Source organism: Roseivirga sp. YIW32, from assembly GCF_057219245.1.
This window is the reverse complement of record NZ_JBXVVG010000001.1, coordinates 509324-535254: the sequence shown is the minus strand read 5'-3', so window position 1 is coordinate 535254 and position 25931 is coordinate 509324. Positions and strand designations below refer to the sequence as shown.

Annotated in this window: 21 protein-coding genes; 13 read left to right on the top strand and 8 right to left on the bottom strand. The window is 44.9% G+C overall.

Translation table 11 applies throughout. The features are described from left to right. The gene (gene glgB, locus AC2D6U_RS02690) at positions 1–1953 is read left to right on the top strand and encodes a 1,4-alpha-glucan branching protein GlgB (protein WP_484719395.1); all 1953 of its coding nucleotides are present in this window, start codon (positions 1–3) and stop codon (positions 1951–1953) included. A 24-nt stretch (positions 1954–1977) separates the two neighbouring features. Beyond that, complete coding sequence (locus AC2D6U_RS02685) at positions 1978–4398, top strand: DUF3536 domain-containing protein (protein WP_484719394.1); 2421 nt, start codon at positions 1978–1980, stop codon at positions 4396–4398. 248 nt (positions 4399–4646) lie between these two features. On the opposite strand, the gene AC2D6U_RS02680 is transcribed toward AC2D6U_RS02685, so the two are convergent. Continuing rightward, complete coding sequence (locus tag AC2D6U_RS02680; RefSeq protein ID WP_484719393.1) at positions 4647–4952, bottom strand: isoamylase early set domain-containing protein; 306 nt, start codon at positions 4950–4952, stop codon at positions 4647–4649. A gap of 219 nt (positions 4953–5171) precedes the next feature. Here AC2D6U_RS02680 and AC2D6U_RS02675 point away from each other — a divergent pair, with 219 nt between their 5' ends. The 3 genes from AC2D6U_RS02675 to priA are packed head-to-tail and all read left to right on the top strand — an operon-like array spanning position 5172 to position 10737. Further along, complete coding sequence (locus AC2D6U_RS02675) at positions 5172–6149, top strand: GSCFA domain-containing protein (RefSeq protein ID WP_484719392.1); 978 nt, start codon at positions 5172–5174, stop codon at positions 6147–6149. Beyond that, on the top strand, positions 6142–8190 hold the full coding sequence (locus tag AC2D6U_RS02670) for a thioredoxin domain-containing protein (protein ID WP_484719391.1): 2049 nt from the start codon (positions 6142–6144) through the stop codon (positions 8188–8190). The genes AC2D6U_RS02675 and AC2D6U_RS02670 overlap by 8 nt, the downstream gene beginning before the upstream one ends. A 30-nt stretch (positions 8191–8220) precedes the next feature. Continuing rightward, entirely contained in the window at positions 8221–10737 is a 2517-nt protein-coding gene (gene priA, locus AC2D6U_RS02665; RefSeq protein WP_484719390.1) for a replication restart helicase PriA, read from the top strand. A 26-nt stretch (positions 10738–10763) separates the two neighbouring features. On the opposite strand, the gene AC2D6U_RS02660 is transcribed toward priA, so the two are convergent. Beyond that, positions 10764–12158 carry a cation:proton antiporter domain-containing protein gene (locus AC2D6U_RS02660; protein WP_484719389.1) on the bottom strand — a complete coding sequence of 465 codons (1395 nt, stop codon included), beginning with the start codon at positions 12156–12158 and terminating at the stop codon, positions 10764–10766. Between the two features lie 173 nt (positions 12159–12331). Here AC2D6U_RS02660 and folE point away from each other — a divergent pair, with 173 nt between their 5' ends. Genes folE through yidD form a run of 4 tightly spaced genes read left to right on the top strand, consistent with a single transcriptional unit; the run spans position 12332 to position 15321 of the window. After that, complete coding sequence (gene folE / locus AC2D6U_RS02655) at positions 12332–13024, top strand: GTP cyclohydrolase I FolE (protein ID WP_484719388.1); 693 nt, start codon at positions 12332–12334, stop codon at positions 13022–13024. Next, positions 13021–14532: a cysteine--tRNA ligase gene (cysS, locus tag AC2D6U_RS02650; protein WP_484719387.1), complete on the top strand. Its 1512-nt coding sequence runs from the start codon at positions 13021–13023 to the stop codon at positions 14530–14532. Before folE ends, cysS begins: the two co-directional genes overlap by 4 nt. Position 14533: 1 nt before the next feature. Then, positions 14534–15052, top strand: coding sequence for a dCTP deaminase (gene dcd, locus AC2D6U_RS02645; RefSeq protein ID WP_484719386.1), 519 nt, complete (start codon positions 14534–14536; stop codon positions 15050–15052). A gap of 5 nt (positions 15053–15057) precedes the next feature. Further along, positions 15058–15321 carry a membrane protein insertion efficiency factor YidD gene (gene yidD, locus AC2D6U_RS02640; RefSeq protein ID WP_484719385.1) on the top strand — a complete coding sequence of 88 codons (264 nt, stop codon included), beginning with the start codon at positions 15058–15060 and terminating at the stop codon, positions 15319–15321. Between the two features lie 28 nt (positions 15322–15349). On the opposite strand, the gene AC2D6U_RS02635 is transcribed toward yidD, so the two are convergent. Beyond that, entirely contained in the window at positions 15350–15502 is a 153-nt protein-coding gene (locus AC2D6U_RS02635; protein WP_484720593.1) for a hypothetical protein, read from the bottom strand. Here AC2D6U_RS02635 and AC2D6U_RS02630 point away from each other — a divergent pair. Next, positions 15440–15742 carry a GNAT family N-acetyltransferase gene (locus tag AC2D6U_RS02630; protein ID WP_484719384.1) on the top strand — a complete coding sequence of 101 codons (303 nt, stop codon included), beginning with the start codon at positions 15440–15442 and terminating at the stop codon, positions 15740–15742. The genes AC2D6U_RS02635 and AC2D6U_RS02630 overlap by 63 nt on opposite strands. On the opposite strand, the gene AC2D6U_RS02625 is transcribed toward AC2D6U_RS02630, so the two are convergent. The 5 genes from AC2D6U_RS02625 to dnaG all read right to left on the bottom strand — a co-directional run bounded on the left by AC2D6U_RS02625 (position 15739) and on the right by dnaG (position 23566). Then, the gene (locus tag AC2D6U_RS02625; protein ID WP_484719383.1) at positions 15739–18852 is read right to left on the bottom strand and encodes a VPS10 domain-containing protein; all 3114 of its coding nucleotides are present in this window, start codon (positions 18850–18852) and stop codon (positions 15739–15741) included. The genes AC2D6U_RS02630 and AC2D6U_RS02625 overlap by 4 nt on opposite strands. A gap of 83 nt (positions 18853–18935) precedes the next feature. Then, positions 18936–19712, bottom strand: coding sequence for a 5'/3'-nucleotidase SurE (gene surE / locus AC2D6U_RS02620; protein ID WP_484719382.1), 777 nt, complete (start codon positions 19710–19712; stop codon positions 18936–18938). 57 nt (positions 19713–19769) lie between these two features. Then, a complete protein-coding gene (locus AC2D6U_RS02615) occupies positions 19770–20420 on the bottom strand; it encodes a hypothetical protein (protein ID WP_484719381.1) in 651 nt (216 codons plus the stop codon). A 32-nt stretch (positions 20421–20452) separates the two neighbouring features. Further along, on the bottom strand, positions 20453–21601 hold the full coding sequence (gene ribB, locus AC2D6U_RS02610; RefSeq protein WP_484719380.1) for a 3,4-dihydroxy-2-butanone-4-phosphate synthase: 1149 nt from the start codon (positions 21599–21601) through the stop codon (positions 20453–20455). A gap of 42 nt (positions 21602–21643) precedes the next feature. After that, positions 21644–23566: a DNA primase gene (dnaG, locus tag AC2D6U_RS02605; RefSeq protein ID WP_484719379.1), complete on the bottom strand. Its 1923-nt coding sequence runs from the start codon at positions 23564–23566 to the stop codon at positions 21644–21646. Between the two features lie 107 nt (positions 23567–23673). Here dnaG and AC2D6U_RS02600 point away from each other — a divergent pair, with 107 nt between their 5' ends. The 3 genes from AC2D6U_RS02600 to AC2D6U_RS02590 all read left to right on the top strand — a co-directional run bounded on the left by AC2D6U_RS02600 (position 23674) and on the right by AC2D6U_RS02590 (position 25928). After that, complete coding sequence (locus AC2D6U_RS02600; RefSeq protein ID WP_484719378.1) at positions 23674–24768, top strand: Mrp/NBP35 family ATP-binding protein; 1095 nt, start codon at positions 23674–23676, stop codon at positions 24766–24768. 5 nt (positions 24769–24773) lie between these two features. Then, a complete protein-coding gene (locus tag AC2D6U_RS02595) occupies positions 24774–25013 on the top strand; it encodes a NifU family protein (RefSeq protein WP_484719377.1) in 240 nt (79 codons plus the stop codon). A gap of 138 nt (positions 25014–25151) precedes the next feature. Beyond that, the gene (locus tag AC2D6U_RS02590) at positions 25152–25928 is read left to right on the top strand and encodes a PASTA domain-containing protein (RefSeq protein ID WP_484719376.1); all 777 of its coding nucleotides are present in this window, start codon (positions 25152–25154) and stop codon (positions 25926–25928) included. The last annotated feature ends 3 nt before the right edge of the window (positions 25929–25931 follow it).

Below are 25931 nucleotides of genomic sequence, written 5' to 3'. Positions count from 1 at the left end.
ATGGAAAAGCATCAATACGTTACGACCCATTCACTGATGACCGATTTTGACAGTGACCTTTTCAAATCTGGAAAGCACTTCAGACTATACGAAAAACTAGGTTCTCATTTGGTGGAAGTGGGTGGTAAAAAAGGCACCCTTTTCGCGGTTTGGGCACCCAACGCTGAGCAAGTACAGGTTGTGGGTGACTTCAACTTCTGGAACGGAGAAGGATATGAGCTTTATCCAAGATGGGACGGCTCAGGCATATGGGAAGGATTCATTGAAGGCATTGAGCGAGGCACTGTATACAAATACAAGATCCATTCCAATACCGATGGACAAGTACTTGAAAAAGGTGATCCCTTCGCACTGCATTGGGAAGTACCTCCTAAAACTGCATCCATCGTCTGGGAATTGGACTACAAGTGGAAAGACAGCAAATGGATGAAGAACCGTAAGCAGTTCAACGACCTGGACAAACCGTATTCGGTCTATGAAGTGCATTTGGGTTCCTGGAAACGAAAAGCGAACGGCGAATCGCTCAGCTACCGTGAATTAGCCGTTGACCTGGTGAATTATGTCAAGGAAATGGAATACACACACGTGGAATTCCTTCCCGTAATGGAGCACCCTTTCTTTGGTTCATGGGGTTACCAATGCACCGGTTATTTCGCACCCTCATCGCGCTACGGAACGCCAGAAGACTACATGTACATGGTCGATGCATTTCACAAAGCTGAGATCGGTGTCATCCTGGATTGGGTACCTTCGCATTTCCCATCCGACGCACATGGCCCGTTCAAATTTGACGGGACTCATCTATACGAACATGCCGACCCACGCCAGGGATACCATCCTGACTGGAATTCATACATCTTCAACTATGGTCGAAATGAGGTCAGGGCATTTCTGATCTCGAGTGCGATGTGCTGGTTAGATCTTTTCCATGCAGATGGTTTACGAGTAGATGCTGTGGCCTCTATGCTTTATTTAGATTACTCTAGAAAAGAAGGTGAATGGATACCCAATGTACATGGAGGAAGAGAAAACCTGGAAGCGATCAGCTTCCTGAAAGAACTAAATGAAACCGTGTATGAGTTTTCAGATGGTGTACAAACCATGGCAGAAGAGTCAACGGCATGGCCGGCTGTTTCCCGTCCTACCTATTTGGGTGGACTTGGTTTTGGTATGAAATGGATGATGGGCTGGATGCATGATACTTTGGAATACTTCAACAAAGATCCGTATTACCGACAGTACCATCACAACGACATCACCTTTAGCATGAACTATGCCTTCACGGAGAACTTCATGCTTCCCCTTTCCCACGACGAGGTGGTGCATGGCAAAGGCCCATTACTCGATCGCATGCCGGGAGATGAATGGCAACGTTTTGCCAACCTGAGGTTATTGTATGCTTACATGTACACACACCCTGGCACCCAATTGGTCTTTATGGGGGGTGAAATTGGACAGTCTTCAGAGTGGAATCACGACCAAAGCATTGACTGGAGATTACTCGATTTCGAACCACACCGTGGCATCCAAGAATTGACCAAATCGCTTAACAAGCTGGTGAAGTCAGAAAAAGCGCTACATGAACAGGCCTTTAGCGCTGATGGATTCGAATGGATTGAGTTGGGAGACTATCAAAACTCTGTTCTTTCCTACATGAGAAAGGGCAAAAACCCTGAAGACGATCTAATTGTGGTGTGCAATTTCACACCCGTTGTTCGAGAAAACTACGGTATTGGAGTGAACGGCGGTACCTGGAAAGAGGTATTGAACACTGACGACCAAGCTTTCTGGGGGAGCGGCAAAAGGAACAAAACGCTAACTCCTAAAAAAGAGGGCATGCATGGAAGGAAAATGTCATTACACCTGACTGTTCCTCCTTTAGGTGCAGTGATCCTGAAACAAGAAGTGCCTAAGGCAAAGAAGAAACCAGTTGCCAAATCGAAGAAAGCATAGTTAAGAAGATTTTGTAGAGAAGATATGCATCGGTATTTATGTATTCATGGCCATTTTTATCAACCTCCGAGGGAGAACGCATGGCTAGAGAAAATTGAAGTACAACCATCTGCCTTTCCTTACCACGATTGGAATGAACAAATCACGAGGGAGTGCTATTATCCAAATGCCTTTTCACGTGTTCTAAACGATGAGGGGAAGATCATCGATATCGTAAACAATTACGCACGCATGAGCTTCAATTTTGGTCCAACCCTCCTCTCTTGGATGGAGCAACATGCACCGCAGACCTACGCCGCCATACTGGCCTCAGATCAGCTGAGTCAAGGTTTCTTCGGTGGCCATGGATCGGCGATGGCACAGGTGTACAACCACTTGATCATGCCACTTGCCAATAAGCGAGACAAAGAAACACAGATCACTTGGGGGATCAGAGATTTTGAAGCAAGGTTCAAACGAAAGCCGGAAGGCATGTGGCTTGGCGAAGCCGCTGTGGATACGGAAACACTTGAGTTACTGGAGAAACACGGCATCAAGTTCACCCTGCTTGCCCCGAACCAAGCCGCTAGATTTAGAAAAATCGGTGACAAGACATGGACCGAGGGTATTGACCCCAATCGGCATTATGTCTACAATTTACCAAATGGCAAAAAGATCGCTTTGTTCTTCTATGACGGTGAGCGATCTCAAAATGTGGCGTTCAAGGGTGTCCTTCAAAACGGAAAAAGCTTTGCCCATGATCTATTGGAAGGTTATCGTGGAGAGTATGATAATGAATTTGTGCACATCGCTACAGATGGTGAAAGTTATGGTCACCACCATGCGAATGGGGACATGGCCCTCGCCTATTGCTTGCGCTATATCGAAAAAAACGAATTAACCACGCTCACCAACTACGGGCAGTACTTGTCCATGTTTGCACCGGAATATGAAGTGGAGATTCATGAAAACAGTTCTTGGAGCTGTGCCCATGGGGTCGAGCGATGGAGAAGTAATTGTGGTTGCCATACAGGAGGTGGCCCAAACTGGAATCAGAAATGGCGAGAACCTCTTCGCAACGCCTTAGACCTCATCCGAGATCGGATGGTCACCATTTTTGAAGAAGGATTAAAGAATTATTGCAGCGCCCCTTGGAAAATGCGAGAGGATTACATCGATGTGATCATGAATCGCTCAAAACAACAGGTTCAATCCTTTCTGAAGAAGCACATCAAAAAAGAATTAAGCTCAAATGAGCGCACGCACGTCATGCGCTTATTGGAAATGCAACGGAATGCCATGCTCATGTACACCAGTTGTGGGTGGTTTTTCAATGACATTTCTGGTATTGAAACCATTCAGGTCTTGCAGTATGCCTGCCGGGCCATTCAATTGGCAGAAAGCGAATCTCAAGAGCAGTTAGAAGAAGACTTTTTGGCCATACTAAAGACAGCCCAAAGCAATGTGCATAATGAGGGCAATGGAGCTGACATCTACTTACGTCAGATCAAGCCATTCATGCTCTCACTGACACAAGTGGGAATGCACTATGCTGTGGCTTCCATCTTTGCAGACGATCCGGAATCGCTGACCGTCCTGAATTATGATTGCAAAAGTGTTTTCTTCGAACGAAAGAGTGCAGGTATCCAGAAATTAGCTTTTGGTACCACGCGGGTGGATTCGAAAGTAACCACATCCAAAAAAGAATTCAGCTTTGTGGTGATCTACCTCGGACAGCACCATTTGATCGGCGGAACTTCTCAACGTTTGTCGACTGAGCAATTCAAGCCCATTTCCGATGCGTTGGAAACTGCCTTTACCCAGAGTAATGTGGCAGAAGTATTAAGGATCATTCAGAAGAATTTCAAGGCACACACCTTCTCCTTCTTTGGGATGTTCAAAGATGAGCAAATGCACATGCTCGACAATTACTTGGAACAGAACTTAGAATTGGCCTACGATTCCATGAGGAGAATCTATGATCGCAACTACAACATTCTCAATGTGATGCGTCAGAACAAGCTGCAGATTCCTGAAACGCTGAAACAGAACATCAACAATGTGATCAATTATGAGTTCAAAGAACTCTTCAGCAATGGGAAGTTCTCCTTACAGAAAATGGAAGAGTTGGTGGAAGAAACCGAGAAATGGAACATCCAATTGGATCACGAGCACATCAATGCGAGTTTGAATAGAAAACTTGAAGAACTCTTTTTGATATTCTCCAGAGATACGTCGAAACTAGATACCCTGGATGATTTGCTTAAAACCATTGCCCTATATAAAAGAGTCCGGTTGAAGCCCTTGTTGGTCAATTTGCAGAACCAAGTATTCAGCTTCAGCAAAGACTTGTTCGGGAAGAGTTCTAAAGCCATCGACGGCCAGCATGTGGTTGAAGAAAAAATCAAGGCCTTGGCTGTAGAAATTGACATTGACCTGAACAACATCAAAGAATTGGTCGCTTAAGTATGGGCCGCCATTGAAATTCTAGTCCAAGCGTCTCGCTTGGACTTTTTGTTTGGGTCTCAGCGAAACGCTAAGACCAGATAGAGACGCTAAGACCAGATAGAGACCGCAACATAGGTCAGGGTCTTTAATGGAGAACATTTAGAAACGAGAAAAGCCCGGGTAAACCCGGGCTTTTGAATAGTTGGCAGTCACCAAGGCAGTGACCACCCGTTCTCAACGAGAACTCACCTATGGATCTTTAAGGCTTACAGTACAACTACTGAGTTGTCCTCAAAAGACAAGTTGTTAGGCACATACTTGTCTGCCTCCCAGTCATTCTCCCAAGTCTCACCGTCAATCAGGTACCTGAATTGATATTCTTTACCTGTCTCTAATTTAACAGTAGCTTTGAAAGCGCCAGTTTTCATTTTCTTCATTTCAATTCCTGACGTATCCCAGTCGTTGAAATCACCTACAAGAGATACTTTGTCTGCACCATTTGCAGCTTCTTTCGGTAAGTTGAACGTAACGTTCGCTTCCGGTTTTGTTTTTAAGAATTGCTTTTTGATCATTTCAATAAAAATTTCTTAAGTCAAAGGTTCGCGTTATTTGGATGTGCAGCAAAAAAAAGATTGAAAAAGTGGTGAAACGTTTGCATGATTTAAGCATTCTAAACTATTATTAATCAATCAGTTTCACATAACAAACGTTTGTTCTTGCGTCAAAAGGGCAGCCAACGATTGCATAAACAAGACCTCTGCAGGTGGTTGGCAAATGATTATCTTTGAATCATGTTCAGAACAGCGATCGAAACCATTTCTTATGACTTCAAGCTATCGCATGATGCAGCCTTGGTTTCTATTGGCTCTTGCTTTAGCGATACCATCGGCCAAAAGCTAAAAGCAGCCAAGTTTTCGATAGATGTAAATCCCTACCGAACCGTTTTTCATCCCATCGCCATCTTTGAGCTGATCCAACATAGTCTATCAAAGTCGAGCATTGAAGAGAGCAACATCATCGAGCGAGATGGCCTATTTCTAAGCCATGAACTGCATTCTTCATTTGTGGCAAAATCCAAAGAGGGGCTGATCAGAAAATTCGATAAGATCAACAAGAGGGTCAATAAACGACTAAAAAAAGCAGATGCCTTGATCATCACCTTTGGCACTTCATGGGTTTTTGAGAAAAAACGAACCCAAGAGTTGGTATCAAATTGTCACAAAGTACCACAGCAAGAGTTTAACAAACGGCTGCTAAGTCTTGAAGAGATCATGACCGGATTCTTTGCCATGAAGGAAGCACTCGACTTGATCAATCCTTCATTGAAAATACTATTGACGGTAAGCCCTGTGCGACATACCAAAGAAGGTTTAGTGGGGAATTCCGTAAGCAAGAGTAATCTCTTGTTGGCTTGCCACTACCTTGAACAAATGGCAGCTAACGTGCATTACTTCCCTAGCTATGAGATGCTGATGGATGACCTGCGGGACTACCGGTTTTTCAAGCAAGACCTTATTCATCCCAATCAACAAGCCATTGATTATATCTGGAATAATTTTGCCAGCGCATTGCTGACAGAAGAAGCTAAGGCCATATGTCAGGAATTGGACAAACTCAATGAACGCTTGACGCACAAGGCCTTTAACCCAACAAGCGCATCACATCAGGACTTTCTCAAACAGACACTGGAGAAAGCAGAAAAACTAGGTGAAATAGTCGACCTCAATAAAGAGATCGGCCTACTCAAATCAAAGATCTACCATGACTAATAAACAACAAACCAACGAACTCATCCATAGCTCCTCACCTTACCTTCTGCAGCATGCACATAATCCAGTCAACTGGCTTCCCTGGGATCAAGAAGCATTGAACAAAGCCAAGGAAGAGGACAAGCCCATCATTGTGAGCATCGGCTACTCTGCCTGCCATTGGTGCCACGTGATGGAACGCGAAAGCTTTGAAAACGAAGATATTGCCGCTATCATGAACGAACATTTTGTGTGCATAAAGGTCGATCGAGAAGAACGTCCTGATGTAGACCAAGTTTACATGGATGCCATCCACGCCATGGGGCTTCAAGGCGGTTGGCCATTGAATGTCTTTCTACTACCTGATCAACGACCCTTTTACGGAGGCACCTATTTCCCTCCTAAGGGTTGGGCACAACTTTGTAATCAGATCGCCAGAGTTTTTGTTGAACAGCGTGAAGAGCTAGAGAACTCAGCAGCTGGCTTTATGAAAAGTCTTGGCGCTAGTGAAGTAGATAAATACGGCTTATTACTCTCAACCCATCCGTTCAGTAGGCAACATCTCGGACAGATGTTCTTGAAGCATCAAGAACACTTCGACCGGGATAAGGGAGGAAACAAACGAGCCCCAAAATTCCCAATGCCGGTAACTTATCGATTTTTGCTATTTGAAGGATTTACCAATCAAAATGACTTGGCTACTGCACATGCACTTCGTACAGTAGATCACATGGCCTGGGGAGGACTTTACGATCAAGTCGGTGGTGGCTTTACACGTTATTCAACGGATATGGATTGGTTCGTTCCGCATTTTGAAAAAATGCTTTACGATAACGCCCAGCTGCTCACGCTGTACTCAGAAGCCTATCAGGTCACGAAGAATCCATTCTACAAACAACTTGTCGAGCAGTGTGTAGATTGGCTACTGCGAGAAATGCGAGACTCTTCGGGTGGTTTCTATTCAGCACTTGATGCTGATTCCGAGGGAGAAGAGGGTAAATTCTACCTTTGGACACTCCAAGAATTTGAGGATTTACTTAGTCCGGATGCTGATTTGATGGCTGATTTTTACAACATCACAGCCGGCAACTGGGAACCTGGTAAAAACATTCCATTTCGTTCTGGCCCTACTGCCACTTTTGCCGAAGTACATGGGCTCGAAGAAGACGAATTGAATGACATCATCAGGGCGACGAACATGAAGCTTTTAGCCGCACGAGAACACAGGATACGACCAGGGCTCGATGATAAGGTGCTGACCTCTTGGAATGGTCTTACACTTAGCGGTCTTGCCCATGCGTATGCCGTATTTGGAGAAGCAAAGTACCTTGACGCTGCTCGTGGTTTGGTCGACTTTTTGACCACACACATGATCACATCCGATCATAATGTCTACCACAATTACAAGTCAGGCAAAACGAGTATTGACGGTTATTTAGAGGATTATGCCGCCCTCATTCAAGGCTTCATTGCCTTTTATCAAGTAAGCTTTGAAGAAAAGTGGCTGGAGCTTGCGAAAAACTTGACCGAACGGACGATTTCAGATTTCTATGACGAAGAAGATGGCTTTTTCTTTTTCACCAATAGCCATGCCGAGCGTTTGATCGCCAGAAAAAAAGAGATCTGGGACAATGTGATTCCGTCATCCAATGCAATGATGGCCGAGAACCTGCTCGACTTATCTATTCTTCTGGACAAACCGGAATGGAAGAACTTATGTGAAACCATGGTGAATCGCATGGACCGCGCATTGAATATCGGACCACAAGATGCTGCTCACTGGGCAAGGCTTTATGGTCGATTATCTTTTCCTACGGCTGAGATCGCCATCATCGGTCATGACCCGGTACAACTCGCTCGAACTATTCAACAGCACTACCTCCCCAATAAGGTAATTGCAGGAAAGTCAATGAACCAAAAGAGCTCATTGGCTCTGCTTCAAGGAAGAGAAGCCATCGATGGGAAAGACACCTACTTTTTGTGCTATGACAAGGCCTGCCAACTTCCGGTCCATTCAGTCGATGAACTTATTGAGCAGATCGCTTTGAGCACTAAGGAATAAAATGTAATCTTTCATTTCAAAAGAAATTCATTGAGTCTTTTACAGCTGAATCTTGATGCCCCTGACCCCGAGGAAACGCTCTTTGTTGATGTAGCGCTCCCATTGCCCATTCCGCAGCTCTACACCTATCGTGTACCTGTGGAGTTCAATGAATTGGTTAAAAGTGGCATACGCGTGATCGTTCAGTTTGGAAGACAAAAAGTGATCACCGGTGTTATTTTCCATGTCCACTCCAAGCCACCGGAAGTCTATTCGGCCAAACCTTTGCTCGATATATTAGACGCTACACCAGTATTGCATCAAGTACAGCTCAAATTTATGCGATGGCTTGCCGACTACTATTTATGTACGTTTGGAGAGGTCTTGAATGCAGCCTTACCTTCTGGACTAAAGCTGAGTAGCGAATCGCGCATTCAACTTCATCCTGAGCACAGCTGGCATGAATCCACCTATGCCTTTGACGACAAGGAATTGCTACTTCTCAATGCACTTGAGAACAATGATTCCATGACCTATCAACAGGCTGCTGATGTGATCGAACTCAAGAGTGCATTCAAGTACATCAAATCACTGGTCCAAAAAGAAGTGGTGCTGATTTATGAAGAGCTAAAGGAAAGATATAAGCCTAAAAAAGTAAAAATGATCAAGCTCAATGCTGAATTGGCTACAGATCAATCCTTACTCGAAGAAGTATTCGAATCGCTCAAATCAAAGCCTAAACAGAGTGATTTGTTGTTGAAGTATCTTCAGGAAATTCCAGTGTATCAAAAACCCGAGCTCAACGACACAGGGCTCGAAAAGAAAGTACTGATTGAATCGGGCTTCTCACTCTCTTCACTCAATACGTTGAAGAAAAATGGTGTTCTCGAGGAATTTGAGCTCATCATTTCGCGTTTCGGTGAATCGACCGATGCAGCCTTCAAGGACATCAAGCTCAGTGAACGCCAAGAAGAGGCCAAAGCCGAGATTTACCATCATTTTCAAACGAAGTCCACTGTGCTGTTGCATGGCGTCACAGGAAGCGGCAAAACGGAGATCTACATTGAAATGATCAAAGATGCGATTGCCAATGGAACGCAGGCGCTTTATTTACTACCGGAAATTGCCCTTACCGCACAGATCGTCAATCGATTAAAAGCTGTTTTTGGAGATCGGGTGGGTGTTTTTCATTCCAAATTCTCTGACAACGAACGTGTTGAAGTATGGTATGGCCTAATGGAAGGGCGTTTCGATTTCATTGTGGGGGTGAGATCCGCCATCTTTTTACCATTCGACCAGCTAGGTTTGATCATCGTAGACGAAGAACATGAAAACTCTTACAAGCAATTTGATCCGGCTCCACGATACAACGCGCGCGACGCAGCGCTCTATTTGGCCCACATTCATGGCGCAAAAACCGTCCTCGGCAGTGCAACACCTTCCTTGGAGTCTTATACACATGCGAAACAAGAGAAATATGGCTTGGTAACCTTAAACGAGCGTTTTGGGAAGACGCAATTACCCGAGGTGCATACCGCTAACTTGGCCAAAGAAAAAAAGCAGAAGTCCGCGACAGGAGACTTTACCTCGGTGCTCATGGAGCACATCCTCGCTTCTTTGGACAATAAGGAGCAAGTCATCATTTTTCAGAACCGACGGGGTTACTCCAGCTATGTCACTTGCGACGACTGCGGCTTCATCCCCAATTGCCATCGATGTGCTGTTAGTTTGACCTATCATCAATACAAAAATCAACTGAATTGCCATTATTGCGGGCATAAAGAGGTGGTCCCGGTGACCTGCCCTGCTTGTGGAAGCACCAATATCAAAACCGTGGGCATCGGCACTGAAAAAATAGAAGAAGAACTCAAATTACTCTACCCTGAGGCACGCATCCAAAGGATGGACCTGGAAACGACGCGTTCCAAGTATGCCTACCAACAGATCATCCATGAATTTGAAAGAGGGAACATCGATATTTTAGTCGGCACACAAATGGTCAGCAAAGGACTTGACTTCGACCATGTGAGTTTAGTTGGCGTCTTCGATATCGATCGGATGATCCATTTCCCCGATTTTCGATCGATGGAACGCACCTTCCAGCTCACGACGCAAGTCAGCGGTCGTGCCGGGAGACGGCAAAAAAGAGGAAAGGTGGTTGTCCAAACACGCGACCCAGAGCAACATATTTTACGTTGGATTGAAAACCACGATTATGAGACTTTCTATCAAGCGGAAATGGAGGAAAGAAAGAATTACCATTACCCTCCTTTCACCAAAATGATCCATCTATCGATCAAAAGCAAAGACAAAAACCTAACCTACGACGCTGCCCAGTTCATTGCTAACCTCTTACGCGAAGACCTTGGCCCAACGCGAGTACTTGGACCACAAGAACCATTGATCAATAAAATTCGAGATCGTTTTCTAATGGATGTCTTCCTGAAGGTAGAACGAAAATACAGCATGGAAGCTGTGAAGGAACGCATCATGGCCGCCAAACTTCAGATCCTACAAGAAAAACGTTTCAGTAGAGTAGAGATCATTCCGGATGTTGATCCGTATTAATGCCCAGATTCTTGCTCAACTAGGCACTACTTTTTCAACGTATCTTCTTCCTGATCGTCATCAGTGTCTTTCAATTCATTCGGCTTAACCGTAAAACTGACCGTATCATCTTGTTTCAGCTTTGTTTTTGTGGTCTTTTCCTCTCCGTCGAAAGACGGATCTGTGGGTAGATTTCGTTCTAGAAAATAAGACAATCGGCCCTTGTTGAATTTTTCTACCCCTTCGGCTATTTCACCTCCTGTGGATTTGCTGAAGCGAATTAATCCCAAGGTCATGATGATACCTGTCAGTACGATAACGATCAAGATGACATCGTTTTGGAAAAGCTCAGAGGTCAATTCATCCGGGATGGAAAAGAACAAAAGAATGGTGATCAAGCCACGAGGTGAAATCAATAGCTCCGGTAATATGGACTTTTTCATAAAAAAGACCTTCAGTACAACAAATCGGATGATAAAGAAGACAGCAGTTATGCCCAGTCCAAGTCCTAAAATCTGAAGATCCAAGAGCCCGGTAATGTCAATCGTATAGCCAAAAACAACGAAGAAGAAGGTTCTGACCACAAAAGCTGATTCTCTTGTGACCAGGTGAAGGTCTTTCAGGATTCCTTTGATCACTTTTGGGTTGATCAATTTCTTCAGCTTCCCGATAAAAAAGAGTTTTGAATTATTCAATAGTAAGCCGAATACTAGAATAACGACCAGAGAGGACAAATGCAGTTGTTTACCAATTGCGTACATCAAAATGAGTACAGCGATCAACATGAATAACTTGACATCACCCTCCAGTCGTTGGAATAACAAGATGAGCAAATAGCTAATCACCACAGAGATCACCACCGTCAAAACAATGTTGCCGATGATACTGTAGACTACCTGATTGGCATTCTCGGCCCCAACATTTTCTACGACAAAATAGAAGAACATGATCCCTAAGATGTCCGAAAAGGTCCCCTCATAGATCATGAATTCTTTTTTCTCAGGCAGTAAACTGCCAACACTCGGGATCACGATGGCGCTACTCACGATAGAAAGGGGTATGGCATAAACAAGAGATATCATCGGATCCTCTTGATAGAATTGATTAATGATGAAAGAAATGACAAAGGCGCAACCCAAAAGTGAGATCAAGGCCACGGTGAAGGACTTCCAAATGATGGGCCACTTGTCTCGGGTGAGCTCCAGGTCGATCGCCGCTTCCAGCACGATCATGATCAATCCAATGATCCCCAGGACCTCGAGTGTATTAAAGATCAAGCCTCCGGGATCATAGTCATAATAATCCATTCCCAATTTGATCCCTATACCAAGAATGATCAGTAAGATCACGCTAGGAATATTTGTCCTCTTCGATATGTAATTGAAGATGTGTGAAAAAATGATCACACAAGCGAGGGCAATAATGAGGTTGTAGGCGTTCATTTAGAAAAATTAGGTCTTGTCAACTGCAATATATACGCAAAAAGACGAATTAATTTTCATTTATAAGAGTTATCAGAGTGTCATTTTATCCTAAGATGAATAAATCGTACTTTTGCCAAACTTTTTACGGCCATTAGCTGTCTGAAGTAAAAGTGCACAGAATTTAAAGCAGAATGGAGAACAAACCGACCAAGCTTTCAGACGAAATACTAAAAGAAATCGAAGAGATGGGCGAGAACCACATCATGACTTCGATAGAGACCCCTTTACGCGATGATGCGTTTGAACTTTCAAATGAGGAAAAGATCGCTCGAATCCAAGAATATTTCGAGAAGATCATGCACACGCTAGGGCTCGACCTCACTGACGACAGTCTTCAGGGTACTCCTAAACGAGTAGCCAAATTATTTGTGAACGAGCTGTTCAAGGGTCTTTCGCCGGAGACCAAGCCTTCGATGTCGACCTTCGAGAATAAGTACAACTACAAGCAAATGCTGGTAGAAAAGAACATCACTGTTTACTCGAACTGTGAGCATCATTTCCTACCCATCGTAGGGAAATGTCATTTGGCCTACATCCCGAATGGCAAAGTGATCGGATTGTCCAAAATGAATCGCATTGTGGATTATTATTCAAGAAGACCACAAGTTCAAGAGCGTCTGGCATTACAGATCTTGCATGAAATGAAGCAAGCCTTAAATACCGAAGACGTAGCGGTCTATATCGATGCGGAGCACATGTGCGTCAGTTCTCGTGGAGTCTCGGATCAAAGCTCCTCCACAGTCACCGTCGAGTATAGCGGTAAATTCACGGAGGAAAACACAAGAAATGAGTTTTTGGCCTATATCAAAGAACCATTGAAATGAGCCTGATCGAACAGTATCCCATTTCGATATACAACTCGCTCAAAAAAGAAAAGGAAACATTCAAACCTCTCATTGAAGGACGAGTAGGCATGTACGTCTGTGGCCCTACTGTTTACAGTGATGTGCATTTAGGCAATGTGCGAACATTCATGTCCTTTGATGTGGTATTCCGTTACCTGAAATACCTCGGCTATAAAGTCCGCTACGTAAGAAACATTACTGATGTGGGCCACCTTGTCGGTGATGCGGATGAAGGGGAAGATAAAATAGCCAAAAGAGCACGACTGGAAGAAATTGAACCCATGGAAGTTGTACAGAAGTACACCAACGGATTTCACGACGTCATGCGCCTTTTCAACATACTAGAACCTTCCATTGAACCCACCGCTACCGGTCATATCGTCGAACAGATCGAATTCATCCAGCAGATCATCGCCAATGGCTATGCCTATGAAGTTGATGGTTCTGTTTATTTCGACGTAAAAAAGTACAATGAAGATCATCCTTATGGCGAACTCTCCGGGCGTAATGTTGAGGAGATGATCTCAAACACCAGAATACTTGCCGGTCAGGATCAAAAGAAGAACGGCCTTGACTTTGCGCTTTGGAAAAAAGCAGAAGGAGGACATTTAATGCGCTGGTCCTCACCATGGGGAATTGGTTTTCCGGGCTGGCACTTAGAATGCTCTGTAATGAGCACCAAATACTTAGGCGAAACGTTTGACATCCACGCTGGTGGAATGGACCTGAAATTCCCTCACCATGAAGCGGAGATAGCCCAAAACAAAGGATGTTGCGGAAAAGGTGGCGCCAACTATTGGCTTCATGGCAATATGTTGACCGTCAATGGTCGAAAAATGGCCAAAAGTGAAGGAAATGGGTTTACCCCGGAAGAATTATTGACCGGTAACCACAAGTTGCTCGAGCGTGGTTATTCTGCAATGACGGTCAGGTTCTTCATGCTCATGAGTCATTATGCCAGCACATTGGATTTCTCAAATGAGGCCTTGCAGGCAGCAGAAAAGGGTTACAAGCGTTTAATGAGCAGCATCAACCTGATCGAAAAATTGGAGCAAGCGGGTAAAGGTGCTGTAGACCAGGACAAAACGGCGGCATTTGCTGCACCCATCAAGCAAGCGTTCAAGGACTTGAGTGATGATTTCAATACAGCGAAAACCATTGCCAACCTGTTTGAAATGGCCTCTTCTATTAACCACTTTTATCATCATCCAGAAGAAATCAAGGCCATTGATGCCGCCATTTTTGATGAAACGATCAGGCATTTTAAAGGCATTGTTTATGACGTATTGGGTTTGGTCAACGAAACAGTAGGAGGTCCACGCGCTGAGTTGCTAGATGGTGTCATGGATGTGGTGATCGAAATGAGGAAACAAGCCAAATTCGCTAAAAACTACGCCCTTTCTGATCAAATCAGAGACAACCTGAAGGCCATTGGAGTGCAACTGAAGGATGAAAAAGACGGTGGCATGACCTACACGATAGATTGATATGATATTATCCGGAAGAGAGATCAAAAGAGAGATGGGCAAGGGCATCAACATTGAACCTTTCAACGAGGCTCAGTTGAACCCGAACAGCTACAACCTGAAGCTTCATAACGAGCTGAAAGTGTACAGTGAACCGGTATTGGATATGAAAACGCCCAATCCGGTACAATCATTGACCATCCCTGAAGAAGGCTTGTTACTCGAAACAGGAAAACTTTATTTGGGTCGAACCGTGGAAAAGACGGAAACTTCCAAGTTTGTGCCGATGCTAGAAGGCAGGAGTTCCATTGGTCGCTTAGGCCTTTTCATTCACGTGACCGCCGGCTTTGGCGACGTCGGTTTCAACGGATTCTGGACCTTGGAGATCTTTTGTGTCCAGCCCATTCGCATCTATGCAGGAGTTGACATTTGCCAGATCTTTTACCACACCATAGAAGGTGACTTCGACACCTACAGCAATGGCAAATACCAGAACAATGAAGGCATACAGGCAAGTATGCTGTACAAAGATTTTAGCTAGTTGCTTTGCGACGCATTTTTGAAGCCATATTGATCTTTCCCATTCGAGTGTATCAGTATGCCATTTCACCATTGCTAGGTGCAAATTGTCGCTATACACCTACATGCTCAGCCTATGCAGTAGAAGCCATAAGAGAGTGGGGTCCTTTGAAGGGCTTCTGGATGGGGATCAAACGAATTGGTTCCTGTCACCCTTGGGGTGGAGAAGGCTATGATCCGGTACCTAAAAATCCAAATCGGCATGCTTCAGATCAAACGAACCAAGGCTAGCAATTCAGATTTTCGCTTTCTGGTCAGTTTATTGGATGCAGAACTGGCTGAAATAGATGGATAAGAGCATGCTTTTTACGATCAGTTCAATTCCATTGATCAGCTCAATTACTGCCTTGTGGCCTATGCTGATGGAAAGCCCGTAGCCTGCGGAGCACTCAAGTCGTACGATGATGATCACATGGAGATCAAAAGAATGTTCACCCTAAAGACCGCGAGAGGCCAGGGTTTCGCTACCGATGTCGTCCAATCTTTAGAAAGCTGGGCAAAGGAACTTGGCAAACGCTATTGCCTCTTGGAAACAGGGAAGCGGCAGAAAGATGCTGTGGCCTTGTATCAAAAAAATGGGTACGCGATCGTACCCAATTATGGCCAATACCAAGGTATTGAAAATAGCGTATGTTTTAAGAAGCTGATTTAGTTCATCCTAATCGCACCAATTCCGGCTTCCCAGAGTTTCTTATTAAAACTTGGAATGGTTTCTTGAAGCCATCCGTCGGCCTGTTGCTTGTAAAAAGCCCATTGGGTATCTAACTCAGCTTTTCGATCGCGGCTGGATTGATTCACCCGAGGAATAGAACTTTCTGTTGCGTTGATCATAAACATGTACTCTGCCGTGAACTTATTGGGGAAGTTTTCAACATCATCATAGGCCTTTGATTTCCGCTGGACCATTTCTTCATCCCAAGTCTTCAAGGCCGCTACGATCTCCTCTCCTTCCTTTTTCAAGGTTTCGTTCTCGAGTAATTGGGTGATTTCGTTCAATTGTTCTTGAATGCCCTTCATTTGATTGACCAAATTGTGCATCGTGCGCAATTCACCTTCCACTTCATTCATGAATGCATCATGCTCAGTGTATTGTGTTTGATCGATGCCGTACATCGGATTCGGCAGTATGGTGGCAGTTGTCTTGTACGATTTACCTTGTACGTTCAATGTGATTTCGTACTCCCCTGGTGGCACCTTATGTCCGCGATAGCTTGCTTCGATATAAGCGGTCGGAATTCCGGGTAGCGTTGGGTTGCGTGTATCCCAAACAAATCGATTCAGTCCTTCCTGAGCAGGTATTGTGGGTTCTGGAGACGGCCCGCCGGCATAGCGTTGGAAACCCTTTTGTCCTTTAGAGCTCAATGTTCTAATCACCTTTCCATTGGCATCTCTAAAGGTCATCGTGACCTCTTCATTGTTTTCCATTTTAGGCAATTCGTAGTACAGCACCACGCCGTTCGCCGGATTCACTCCCTCAAACGTGGAGGTGCCATCTGAGCCGTTTCCATTCAAGGCACTCCCCCATGCTCCATACACAAGTTCTTCAGGCTGATACAGTTGAACCTCACCGGCTTTTTCATATTGCGCCAGTAAATTCAAGTTATCCAAAATCCAGAAGGAGCGGCCAGAAGTGGCTACAATCAGGTCGTTTTGATGCACCATCAGGTCATTGATCGGAGTGACAGGCATATTCAATTGAAAGGGTTCCCATGCCTCTCCTCCGTTCCAAGAAAGGTAGATTCCCGTTTCTGTACCGGCAAATAGCAAGTCTTTGCGTGTTTTGTCTTCGCGCACAACGCGTGTGTAAGCACCCATCGGAATACCTGTCGAAATGTTCTTCCAACTTTTACCATAATTGGTGCTTTTATAAAGCGCCGGTGTTTTGTCACCCCACTTGTATTTGGTAGTGGCAATATAGACCGTTGCTGGATCATGAGGAGAAACCTCAATCGCATTTACCAGTGTTTCTCCGAGTCCTTTCGGCGTGATGTCCTGCCATGACTCCATATTATCTGTCGTGATGTGGACCATGCCATCATCACTACCTGTATAAAAGACTCCTTTTTCATGTGGTGATTCAATTAAGTACGCAATGGTGCCATAATTCTCCGCCCCTACGGCTTCATTTGTGTAAGGAGCACCTCCATTTCCTTGCTTTTCATCGATATCTCTTGTCAGATCGGGTGAAGCCTCCTCCCATGTCACGCCATGATCTCTTGTCCTGAGTACTAACTGAGCCGCATGATAGAACGTACCCGGCTCGTGCTTTGACCAAATGATGGGCGCGTTCCAATTGTATAGGTACTTCATGTCGCGAGCTGCTTTTCCAAGGTATTGAATGGGTGCAGCCATTACGCCTGTGCTGGCTTTTGCTTTAGTATCCAGTAATTCAATGGTACCCAAATAGCTTCCTCCCATGACATACCTTGGGTTATCGGGATCAAAAGCCAAGAATGCGCTTTCTCCACCCGCAGAGGCCTCCCAGTCCTTCACCCCGATGGTGTAACCCAAGGACTGGCTGGCAATCTTGACCGATGTATTGTCCTGCTGGCCACCATAAATATTGTAAGGATACTGATTGTCTACATTGATGCGATAGAATTGAGCGGTGGGCATATTGTCTTGAGGTGACCATGATTGACCATAGTTAAAGCTGACCGCAGCTCCTCCGTCATTGGCAATGACCATGTTTTTAGAGTTCTGTGGATTGATCCAAAGGTCATGATAATCGCCATGCGTCCCTGATAGCCTTTCCCAGGTTCTACCGCCATCGATCGACCTCAATGCCGGAGCACTAAGCACATAAACCGTGTTTTCATCATTTGGATCGGTGAACACCTCTGTATAATACCAAGCGCGTTGCGTCAATTGATTATCACCACTGACCATACGCCAATTTTCACCCCCATTATTGGACACGAATAAGCCTCCTTTATCCGCCTCTGAGTCACTTTCCACTAGGGCATACACCTTGTCAGGATTTGCTCTACTCACAGAAATTGCCATTTTACCCTTTTCCTTAGGCAATCCTTGTTCTATTTTCTTCCAGGTCTTTCCACTATCGATGGACTTGTAAACACCACTGCCTTCTCCTCCACTGATCACTACCCATGGCTTTCGTTGGTGCTCCCACATGGTGGCATATAAAATATTGGGTGCCGACATGTCCATCGACAGTTCACTGGCTCCTGTCATGTCATTCACATATAAGGTCTTTTCCCAAGTCTCTCCACCATCCATTGAACGATAGACACCCCGTTCTTCTGAATTTGCGTTGAGTCTCCCCTGTGCTGCCACATAAACGATGTCTGGGTTTTTCGGATGAATGACAATGCGTGCGATCTGTTCAGTTGATTCAAGACCCAAGTGCTGCCAGGTTTTCCCACTATCGGTCGACTTGTAAACGCCATCTCCATAGGATGTCATTACACCACGCGGTGCATGTTCTCCCATCCCCACATAGACCACATTTGGATCTGATTCAGAAACGGCGACGGCCCCAACAGAACCTGTTTTAAAGTAGCCGTCAGAAATGTTGTGCCAGCTCATGCCGGCATCCTCGGTTTTCCATACTCCACCACCGGTAATACCCATGTAATAGGTCATCGGGTCGCCTACAACACCTGTTGCTGTGACTGACCGACCTCCTCTAAAAGGGCCTATGTTACGGTATTTGAGGGGCTGAAAATAATCATTGGCCGATTGGGCGAACGTGAGTAATGAACAGAATAAAACTGCTGTGGAAAGGAAAAAGCGCTTCATATTAGGTTGATTAAAACCAAAATATAGCCAAAAGAACAGAGATGCTTGCGCTATTTAGGAGCTAATTTATTCCCACTTGGAAATCAAATGTCCCAGTCGTCATTGATCTGCGCAATGTTATGGTGAGCGGTCATGTCGTACTGGCAAGGCACCACCGACACGTAGTTGTGGTCCACCGCCCAAACGTCCGTGTCATTTCCTTTGTCATTGTTGACAAAATTACCGGCTAACCAGAAGTAAGGTCTTCCATAGGGGTCTTTCCGATGATCAAACTCTTCTTCCCAGTGCGCCTTGGCCTGTCGACAGATCTTAATGCCTTTGATCGCTTCGTTTTGCTTTGGGGGAAAATTCACATTCAAGGCTACGCCTTTACCTATTCCCTTTTCAAGAACTTGCCTGGCAATGTGTTGGATGTGTTCAATGGTATGACTAAAGTCCGCGTCATGCGAAAAATCGGCTAATGAATAACCAATGGAGGGATATCCTTCAATGGCCCCTTCAATGGCGGCAGACATGGTACCGGAATACAGCACACTAATGGCCAAGTTGCTGCCATGATTGATACCGCTCACTACTAGATCCGGCACTCGATCTTTCAGCACATGATGCTTGGCCAACTTCACACAATCGGCAGGAGTACCAGAACACTTGTACGCCTGAACACCGAGTTCCTCAAAGATATCTGTCGGCACCAATCGTAAGGGCTTACCAATGGTAATGGCATGACCCATACCAGATTGCGGCCCATCTGGCGCCACCACGATCACTTCTCCTATGGTGGTCATTGCTTTGGTCAATTCAGCAATACCCCGGGCGGTAATTCCATCGTCATTAGACACTAAGATCAAGGGTTTCGACATAGCAAGTATTTTCCTTCTAAGTTCGAAACTTATTTCTCTTCAAAAAGGCTTGTCGGATTAAAATGTGTTGAGCTCGTTAAAATAATTCACCAGCTGAGCCACATCGGCCACGCGGTCCATCTTGATGTTCTCTTCTTTGATGTACTTTTTGAGCTCTTTTTGATGATCACCAAAAGCAGCGATCACGTCCTTCCGATTGTTACTCAGTTCAGTAATATTCGCTTGCTTGTCCACTAAGTAGAGTTTAAAGGCCAAATATTGAGTCGTGAAGGTAGTGGGGAAAGGATTATTAAAGGCGCCAAAACGACTGCCATAAAACCCATTATTCGCTGCATTATTCCGGTTAGCGATGTACTCACGAGCGAGTAAAGAGATCTCTCCCTCCAAGATCAATTCAAAGATCGTAGGACGCTTGTATCCTGAAGCATTGGCCAGCGGCAATACATAAAAATTGCGGTAGAGCTCCTCTTCTTCCAAATAAATAGAAAAGGTAATGAATTGACTTGCATGATAAGTTTCGATCTTTTTGTTCCATTGCAGCTGGATGGAGTTCGTTTCCAAGTCATATTTGACGGTTCCCTCTTTTTGCTGTCCATCAGACAAGGTCACTGATCCGACGTACCAATTTTCTTGAGGGAAGGACTGCGCTGCTAGTGGATAGACCGATACAAGCAACAAGAAAAACACGAGGTATTTTGCTGATGTCATTGTCAAACTTGTGGATGTTTCTAGTGAAACGATCAGTTCGCTGCTTTAGTTTCTAAGGCGACGTATTCCGTGATCTCCAATCCATAACCGATCAAACCCACGCGCTTTTTAGGGTTATTGGAGAGCAAGCGAATCTTTTTGACACCGAGGTCTCTTAATATTTGAGCGCCAACACCATAGTCTTTTTCGTCCATCTTGACACCAAACTTCCGGCTTAATGGCTTTTCGGTTATCCCCTCTGCCTGGAGTGTTTTCATCTCATGAAGCAGGCGTTGGCCTCGAGTGTGTTGATTCATGTAAAGCACCACCCCTTTTCCTTCCTTCTCGATCATGCGCAAAGCATGCTTGATCGGATTACCGGCGTCGTGCTTGAAACCGAAGATATCTCCTAGTGTACTGGAGGAATGCACCCGTACCATCACGGGTTCATTTTCGGTCCATTCGCCTTTTGTTACAGCCAAATGCACCTCTTGGGTATTGATCTGACGGAAGGCTTGGAGGTGAAAATTCCCATATTCGGTCGGCAGGTTAATGGCCATTTCTCGCTCGATCAAACTCTCGTTTTCGAGGCGATAGGAAATCAAATCTTCAATAGAGACCAATTTGAGCTCGAACTTTTCCGCTACTTTTTTCAAATCTGGCAAACGCGCCATAGAGCCATCTTCATTCATGATCTCAACCAATACACCCCCAGGTTTAAGCCCCGCTAAGCGCGCAAAGTCCATGGAGGCTTCCGTATGCCCGGCTCGTCGAAGCACCCCGCCTCTTTTGGCCCGTAGAGGAAAAATATGGCCGGGTTTGCCTAATTCTTCAGGCCTGATGCTCGGATCAACCAAGGCTTTGATGGTCTTGGCTCTATCGGAAGCGGATATTCCGGTAGTACAGCCATGTCCTATTAGATCAACAGAAACCGTAAAAGGCGTTTCATAAGCGGCAGAGTTATTTCTAACCATTAGATCCAAGCCTAATTCATCGCACCTGTCCTCCACAATGCCTGCGCAGATCAGCCCGCGACCATGCGTGGCCATAAAATTGATGATCTCAGGTGTTACTTTTTCAGCAGCACAAATAAAATCACCCTCATTCTCTCGGTTCTCGTCATCGACAACGATGATGACTTCACCATTTCGAATGGCTTCAATTGCCTCTTCAATCGTATTCAGTTGAATTTCTTCCGCCATTAATTCTGTTTTATGCCTGCAAAGTAAATGAAAAATAGCCCCCTATCGAGGGATGACTGTTCCTAATTCGTTATCCACTTCAACCAGCAGTGATTTCAAATGTTTGTGCACTTTGAGCAGTTCGTTTTGTTCTTCAATATCCGTAGCCGTTTTCAAGGCCTGATCATTTTGTTCGATCAACAGCTCAAGCTTCTTCTTTTTAAGTCGGAGTACGATCTTATAAGCAGCATTGGGAAGGTCTTCTGATTCGTGCAGCGTGGCGATACGAAATTTCTCTTGCCACCCGTCACTCACAAAATATTTCATCTCCAACAGATCGATCACCACTTGACTCATGGCCGGATCTTGAGGCCCGATGAATCGGTCCGGCTCAATCTTGTCCCCTTTTGCCAATATTTCAGCGGCTTTGGAAATTGTGCGACTGATGACCTCATCATCAAAATTGATCTCTTCTATCTCCTCCAGGATAAACTCTCCGATACTGACTTCATCATCAAAAGACTCATTACCATAATTGATCAGCATCCGTAAACATTCCTTCTCGACATAATAGGAAGTGATCTTGATGTCTGTTTTATCTTCTTGTTCCAGGGGAGGCAGTATCGCCTCTTCGGCTTGCTGCTGGTAGCGCTCAGATTGCTGATCTTTCTTTCTCTTTTGAATGAGAATCTTATTCAACTCAGAAATCAGGACCTGCTCCTGAATGTCGAGCTGGTCGGCACAGGATTGGATGTAGACCGAACGTTTGATGCCATCTGGAATCAATGCTACTGATTCAACCACTTCCCGAATCACCTTGACTTTATTCGCCGGATCGATGGATTTGCCACCATCCGTGAGCACATTCGTTTTGAAGGTGATGAAATCTTGCGCCTCATTGATCAGGTAGCGCTTGAAGGCTGCCGAATCCATCGTCTTGGAAAAACTATCCGGATCTTCCCCTTCTGGAAAAACAACGGCCTTAACATCCAGGTCGTTCTCCAAGATCATGTTGATTCCTCTGAAGGAAGCCTTGATCCCAGCGCTATCCCCATCGTAAAGCACCGTGATGTTCTTGGTGTAACGACTGATCAACTTGATCTGCTCTGTGGTTAAAGACGTTCCGCTAGAAGCGACGACATTTTCTACCCCTGCCTGATGCAGTGAAATTACATCTGTATACCCTTCAACCAGGTAGCACATCTCTTCATTGCGAATCGCTTGTTTTGCCTGATGGATACCATAGAGTACATCGCTCTTGTGGTAGACCTCCGTTTCAGGTGAATTGATGTACTTGGGTTCCTTTTTGTCTGACCTCAGGGTTCTTGCCCCGAAGGCGATGGTCTTTCCAGAGACATTGTGAATGGGAAAAATGACCCTTCCCCGAAATCGATCGTAGATTCGGCCCTGGTCATTTTTAAGCACCAAGCCCGCTTTTAATAGCATCTCCTCTTGATGTCCTTTGGCAGTAGCCGCTTTCAACAAGCCATCCCACTGATCGAGAGCATAACCTAAGCCGAATTTCTCGATGATGGTCTGATTAAACCCTCGTTCCTTGAAATAACTTAATCCAATCGACCGTCCTTCCTCGTGTTCCGTCAATAATTCCTGATAGTGCTTGGCAGCAAAATTGAGTACAATAAAGAGGCTATCCCGTTCATTCTGAGCTTGTATTTGCTCATCGGTCATTTCCTCTTCCTCCAGCTCAATACCGTATTTCTCGGCCAAATACTTTAAGGCTTCGATGTAATTGATGCCTTCGACCTCCATCACAAAAGAGATCGCATCTCCGCCCTTCCCTGATGAGAAGCATTTGAAGATCTCCTTTGATGGACTGACGTAAAAGGAGGGCGTTTTCTCATTGGTAAAAGGACTCAGCGCTCGGTAATTGCTCCCTACTTTTTTCAAACTCACAAAATCACCGATCACATCGATGATGTCGATGCGGTTCTTGATTTCCTGTATCGTTGAGTCGCTTATGGCCATGATGTTTCAAATATAAGACGGCAAAAGGCAGCTGAACTATATTGACTAGAAGATGTTAATTAAAAAGTCAAACTAATGCATTTTATTTACACCACAAATACAAACCCATGGAGCTTACAAAAGAGAGTGTGCTGAAGGCCTTGAGCCATGTTGATGACCCGGACATTAAAAAGGACTTGGTCACCTTGGGCATGATCGAGAACATCCAGATCGAAGGAAAAAAATTATCCTTTACGGTCATGTTGACGACACCAGCCTGTCCATTGAAAGAGCTCATTAAAACGAATTGCTTAAAGGCGATCGAAGAGCACATTAGTGCTGACCTCGAGGTATCCATCGAAATGAGTTCGCATGTGACCACCTCTCGCGATCAGGGCCCTTTGCTGCCAGGCGTTAAAAACATTATTGCTGTAGCATCTGGTAAAGGTGGAGTGGGGAAATCTACTGTTACTGCGAATTTGGCTGTTGCCCTTGCCCAATCCGGCGCCAAAGTGGGGGTGATTGATGCCGATATTTATGGCCCCTCTATTCCAACCATGTTCAATTGCGAGCATGAGCAACCGGGCATCAAGCAAGAAGATGGGAAAAACAAAATTATACCTATTGAGCAATATGGGGTAAAGCTGATTTCGATCGGCTTTTTGACACCTGCGGAAAATGCGGTGGTTTGGAGAGGTCCAATGGCCAGCAGTGCCTTGAAGCAATTCATCGCAGACACCGAATGGGGTGAGTTGGACTACTTATTGATCGACCTACCTCCAGGCACTAGTGATATCCATTTGACCTTGGTACAAACGGTTCCTGTTACCGGTGCCGTGATTGTCACCACTCCTCAAAAAGTGGCGCTGGCAGATGCTCAGAAAGGGCTCAATATGTTTCAGCAGCCTCAGATCAATGTACCCGTGCTTGGTGTAATAGAAAATATGGCTTACTTTACACCAGAAGAATTACCTGAGAATAAGTATTATATCTTTGGTAAAGAAGGAGGTAAAAATTTAGCTGAGAAGGCCAAAGTTCCCTTCATAGGAGAAATTCCTTTGGTTCAGGGCATTAGAGAAGGTGGGGATATGGGGTATCCTGCCATTATGCGTGAAGGACCTGTTGCCGATGCGTTTGGTCATATCGCCGAGCGGACAGCACAGCAAATAGCCATAAGAAATGCAGAGAAGGCTGAAACCAAAAAGGTAGAAATAAACGTTTAAAACGCATGTTAGATAGAATTGAAGCAGCACTTGAAAAGATCAGACCATTCCTTTTGGCTGATGGTGGAAATGTAAAAGTGCTCGAAATCACCGACGACCTGGTGGTTAAATTGGAATTGGAAGGTGCGTGCGAAACATGCCCTATGTCTGCCATGACCATGAAAGCCGGTATAGAAGAAGCCATCAAACGTGATATTCCTGAGGTTAGACAAGTGGTAGCGGTCAACGCGGCTCCTGTTGCTTAAGCCCTAAATATTGTGCTACAGGTCTAAAAAAAAGTCTAGTACAACAGACCACGTCAATTTCTTTTGTCAGCTGCATTATTAATTATCTTTACGGTCTGTGAGATAAAATTTATCTTCACCTAAAGCGTTACCATTGCAATGAGCAAAAGACCATTCACTCTGCTTACTTTTTTGAAGAATATCGGCTTAATGATCGCCATCGGTGCATCCTTGCTTTTGTTCTTTTTTTATGTTTATCTACCACTATCGACCAACCACAACGAAACCATAACCGTACCTGATGTTGAGGGTATGGCCTTCGAATCGATCAACGAGTTACTTACAAACAGGGACCTGCGTTATCAAGTAACGACGGATTCTGGTTATGCAGAAGACATGCAGCCTTTGGCCATTCTGAGCCAAAACCCTAAGCCTGGTTCTAAAGTGAAGGAAAACCGAATGGTTTACCTGACATTGAATGCTAAAGTTCCACCTCAAGTACGCATGCCCAACCTGATCGGTACCGATTCGCAAAATGCGGAAGATATTTTAGAGAGTAATGGGCTTAAACTCGGGGTGATCAGTTATGTACCCGACCGAAGACTAAACGCCGTCATTGAACAGCGCATGAATGACGAAACCCTTGAAGCGAACACCTTGATCTATAAAGGATCAACCATTGATCTGGTCATTGGGAATGGAGAAGGAAACACCCGATTTGCGATGCCCGATTTTATTGGAAGAACTTTGGAAGAGGCAAAATTCCAGATCAGTGCATCAGGTTTAAAACTTACTGAGATCTACTACATTGAAAATGACACAGTCCAAGGACCCATTGTTTACAAACAGCTACCGCCTGTGGGTAGGGAGATAAGAACAGATGATCTGGTTGAGATCTGGATCAATCAAGTGGACCCAGATAAAGAAAATAACTAAGTC

Excerpts from the sequence above, each read along its gene's own strand:
- glgB (WP_484719395.1), top strand. The coding sequence starts at position 1 with ATGGAAAAGCATCAATACGTTACGACCCATTCACTGATGACCGATTTT.
- AC2D6U_RS02685 (WP_484719394.1), top strand. The coding sequence starts at position 1,978 with ATGCATCGGTATTTATGTATTCATGGCCATTTTTATCAACCTCCGAGG.
- AC2D6U_RS02680 (WP_484719393.1), bottom strand. The coding sequence starts at position 4,952 with ATGATCAAAAAGCAATTCTTAAAAACAAAACCGGAAGCGAACGTTACG.
- AC2D6U_RS02675 (WP_484719392.1), top strand. The coding sequence starts at position 5,172 with ATGTTCAGAACAGCGATCGAAACCATTTCTTATGACTTCAAGCTATCG.
- AC2D6U_RS02670 (WP_484719391.1), top strand. The coding sequence starts at position 6,142 with ATGACTAATAAACAACAAACCAACGAACTCATCCATAGCTCCTCACCT.
- AC2D6U_RS02660 (WP_484719389.1), bottom strand. The coding sequence starts at position 12,158 with ATGAACGCCTACAACCTCATTATTGCCCTCGCTTGTGTGATCATTTTT.
- folE (WP_484719388.1), top strand. The coding sequence starts at position 12,332 with ATGGAGAACAAACCGACCAAGCTTTCAGACGAAATACTAAAAGAAATC.
- cysS (WP_484719387.1), top strand. The coding sequence starts at position 13,021 with ATGAGCCTGATCGAACAGTATCCCATTTCGATATACAACTCGCTCAAA.
- dcd (WP_484719386.1), top strand. The coding sequence starts at position 14,534 with ATGATATTATCCGGAAGAGAGATCAAAAGAGAGATGGGCAAGGGCATC.
- AC2D6U_RS02625 (WP_484719383.1), bottom strand. The coding sequence starts at position 18,852 with ATGAAGCGCTTTTTCCTTTCCACAGCAGTTTTATTCTGTTCATTACTC.
- surE (WP_484719382.1), bottom strand. The coding sequence starts at position 19,712 with ATGTCGAAACCCTTGATCTTAGTGTCTAATGACGATGGAATTACCGCC.
- AC2D6U_RS02615 (WP_484719381.1), bottom strand. The coding sequence starts at position 20,420 with ATGACATCAGCAAAATACCTCGTGTTTTTCTTGTTGCTTGTATCGGTC.
- ribB (WP_484719380.1), bottom strand. The coding sequence starts at position 21,601 with ATGGCGGAAGAAATTCAACTGAATACGATTGAAGAGGCAATTGAAGCC.
- dnaG (WP_484719379.1), bottom strand. The coding sequence starts at position 23,566 with ATGGCCATAAGCGACTCAACGATACAGGAAATCAAGAACCGCATCGAC.
- AC2D6U_RS02600 (WP_484719378.1), top strand. The coding sequence starts at position 23,674 with ATGGAGCTTACAAAAGAGAGTGTGCTGAAGGCCTTGAGCCATGTTGAT.
- AC2D6U_RS02595 (WP_484719377.1), top strand. The coding sequence starts at position 24,774 with ATGTTAGATAGAATTGAAGCAGCACTTGAAAAGATCAGACCATTCCTT.
- AC2D6U_RS02590 (WP_484719376.1), top strand. The coding sequence starts at position 25,152 with ATGAGCAAAAGACCATTCACTCTGCTTACTTTTTTGAAGAATATCGGC.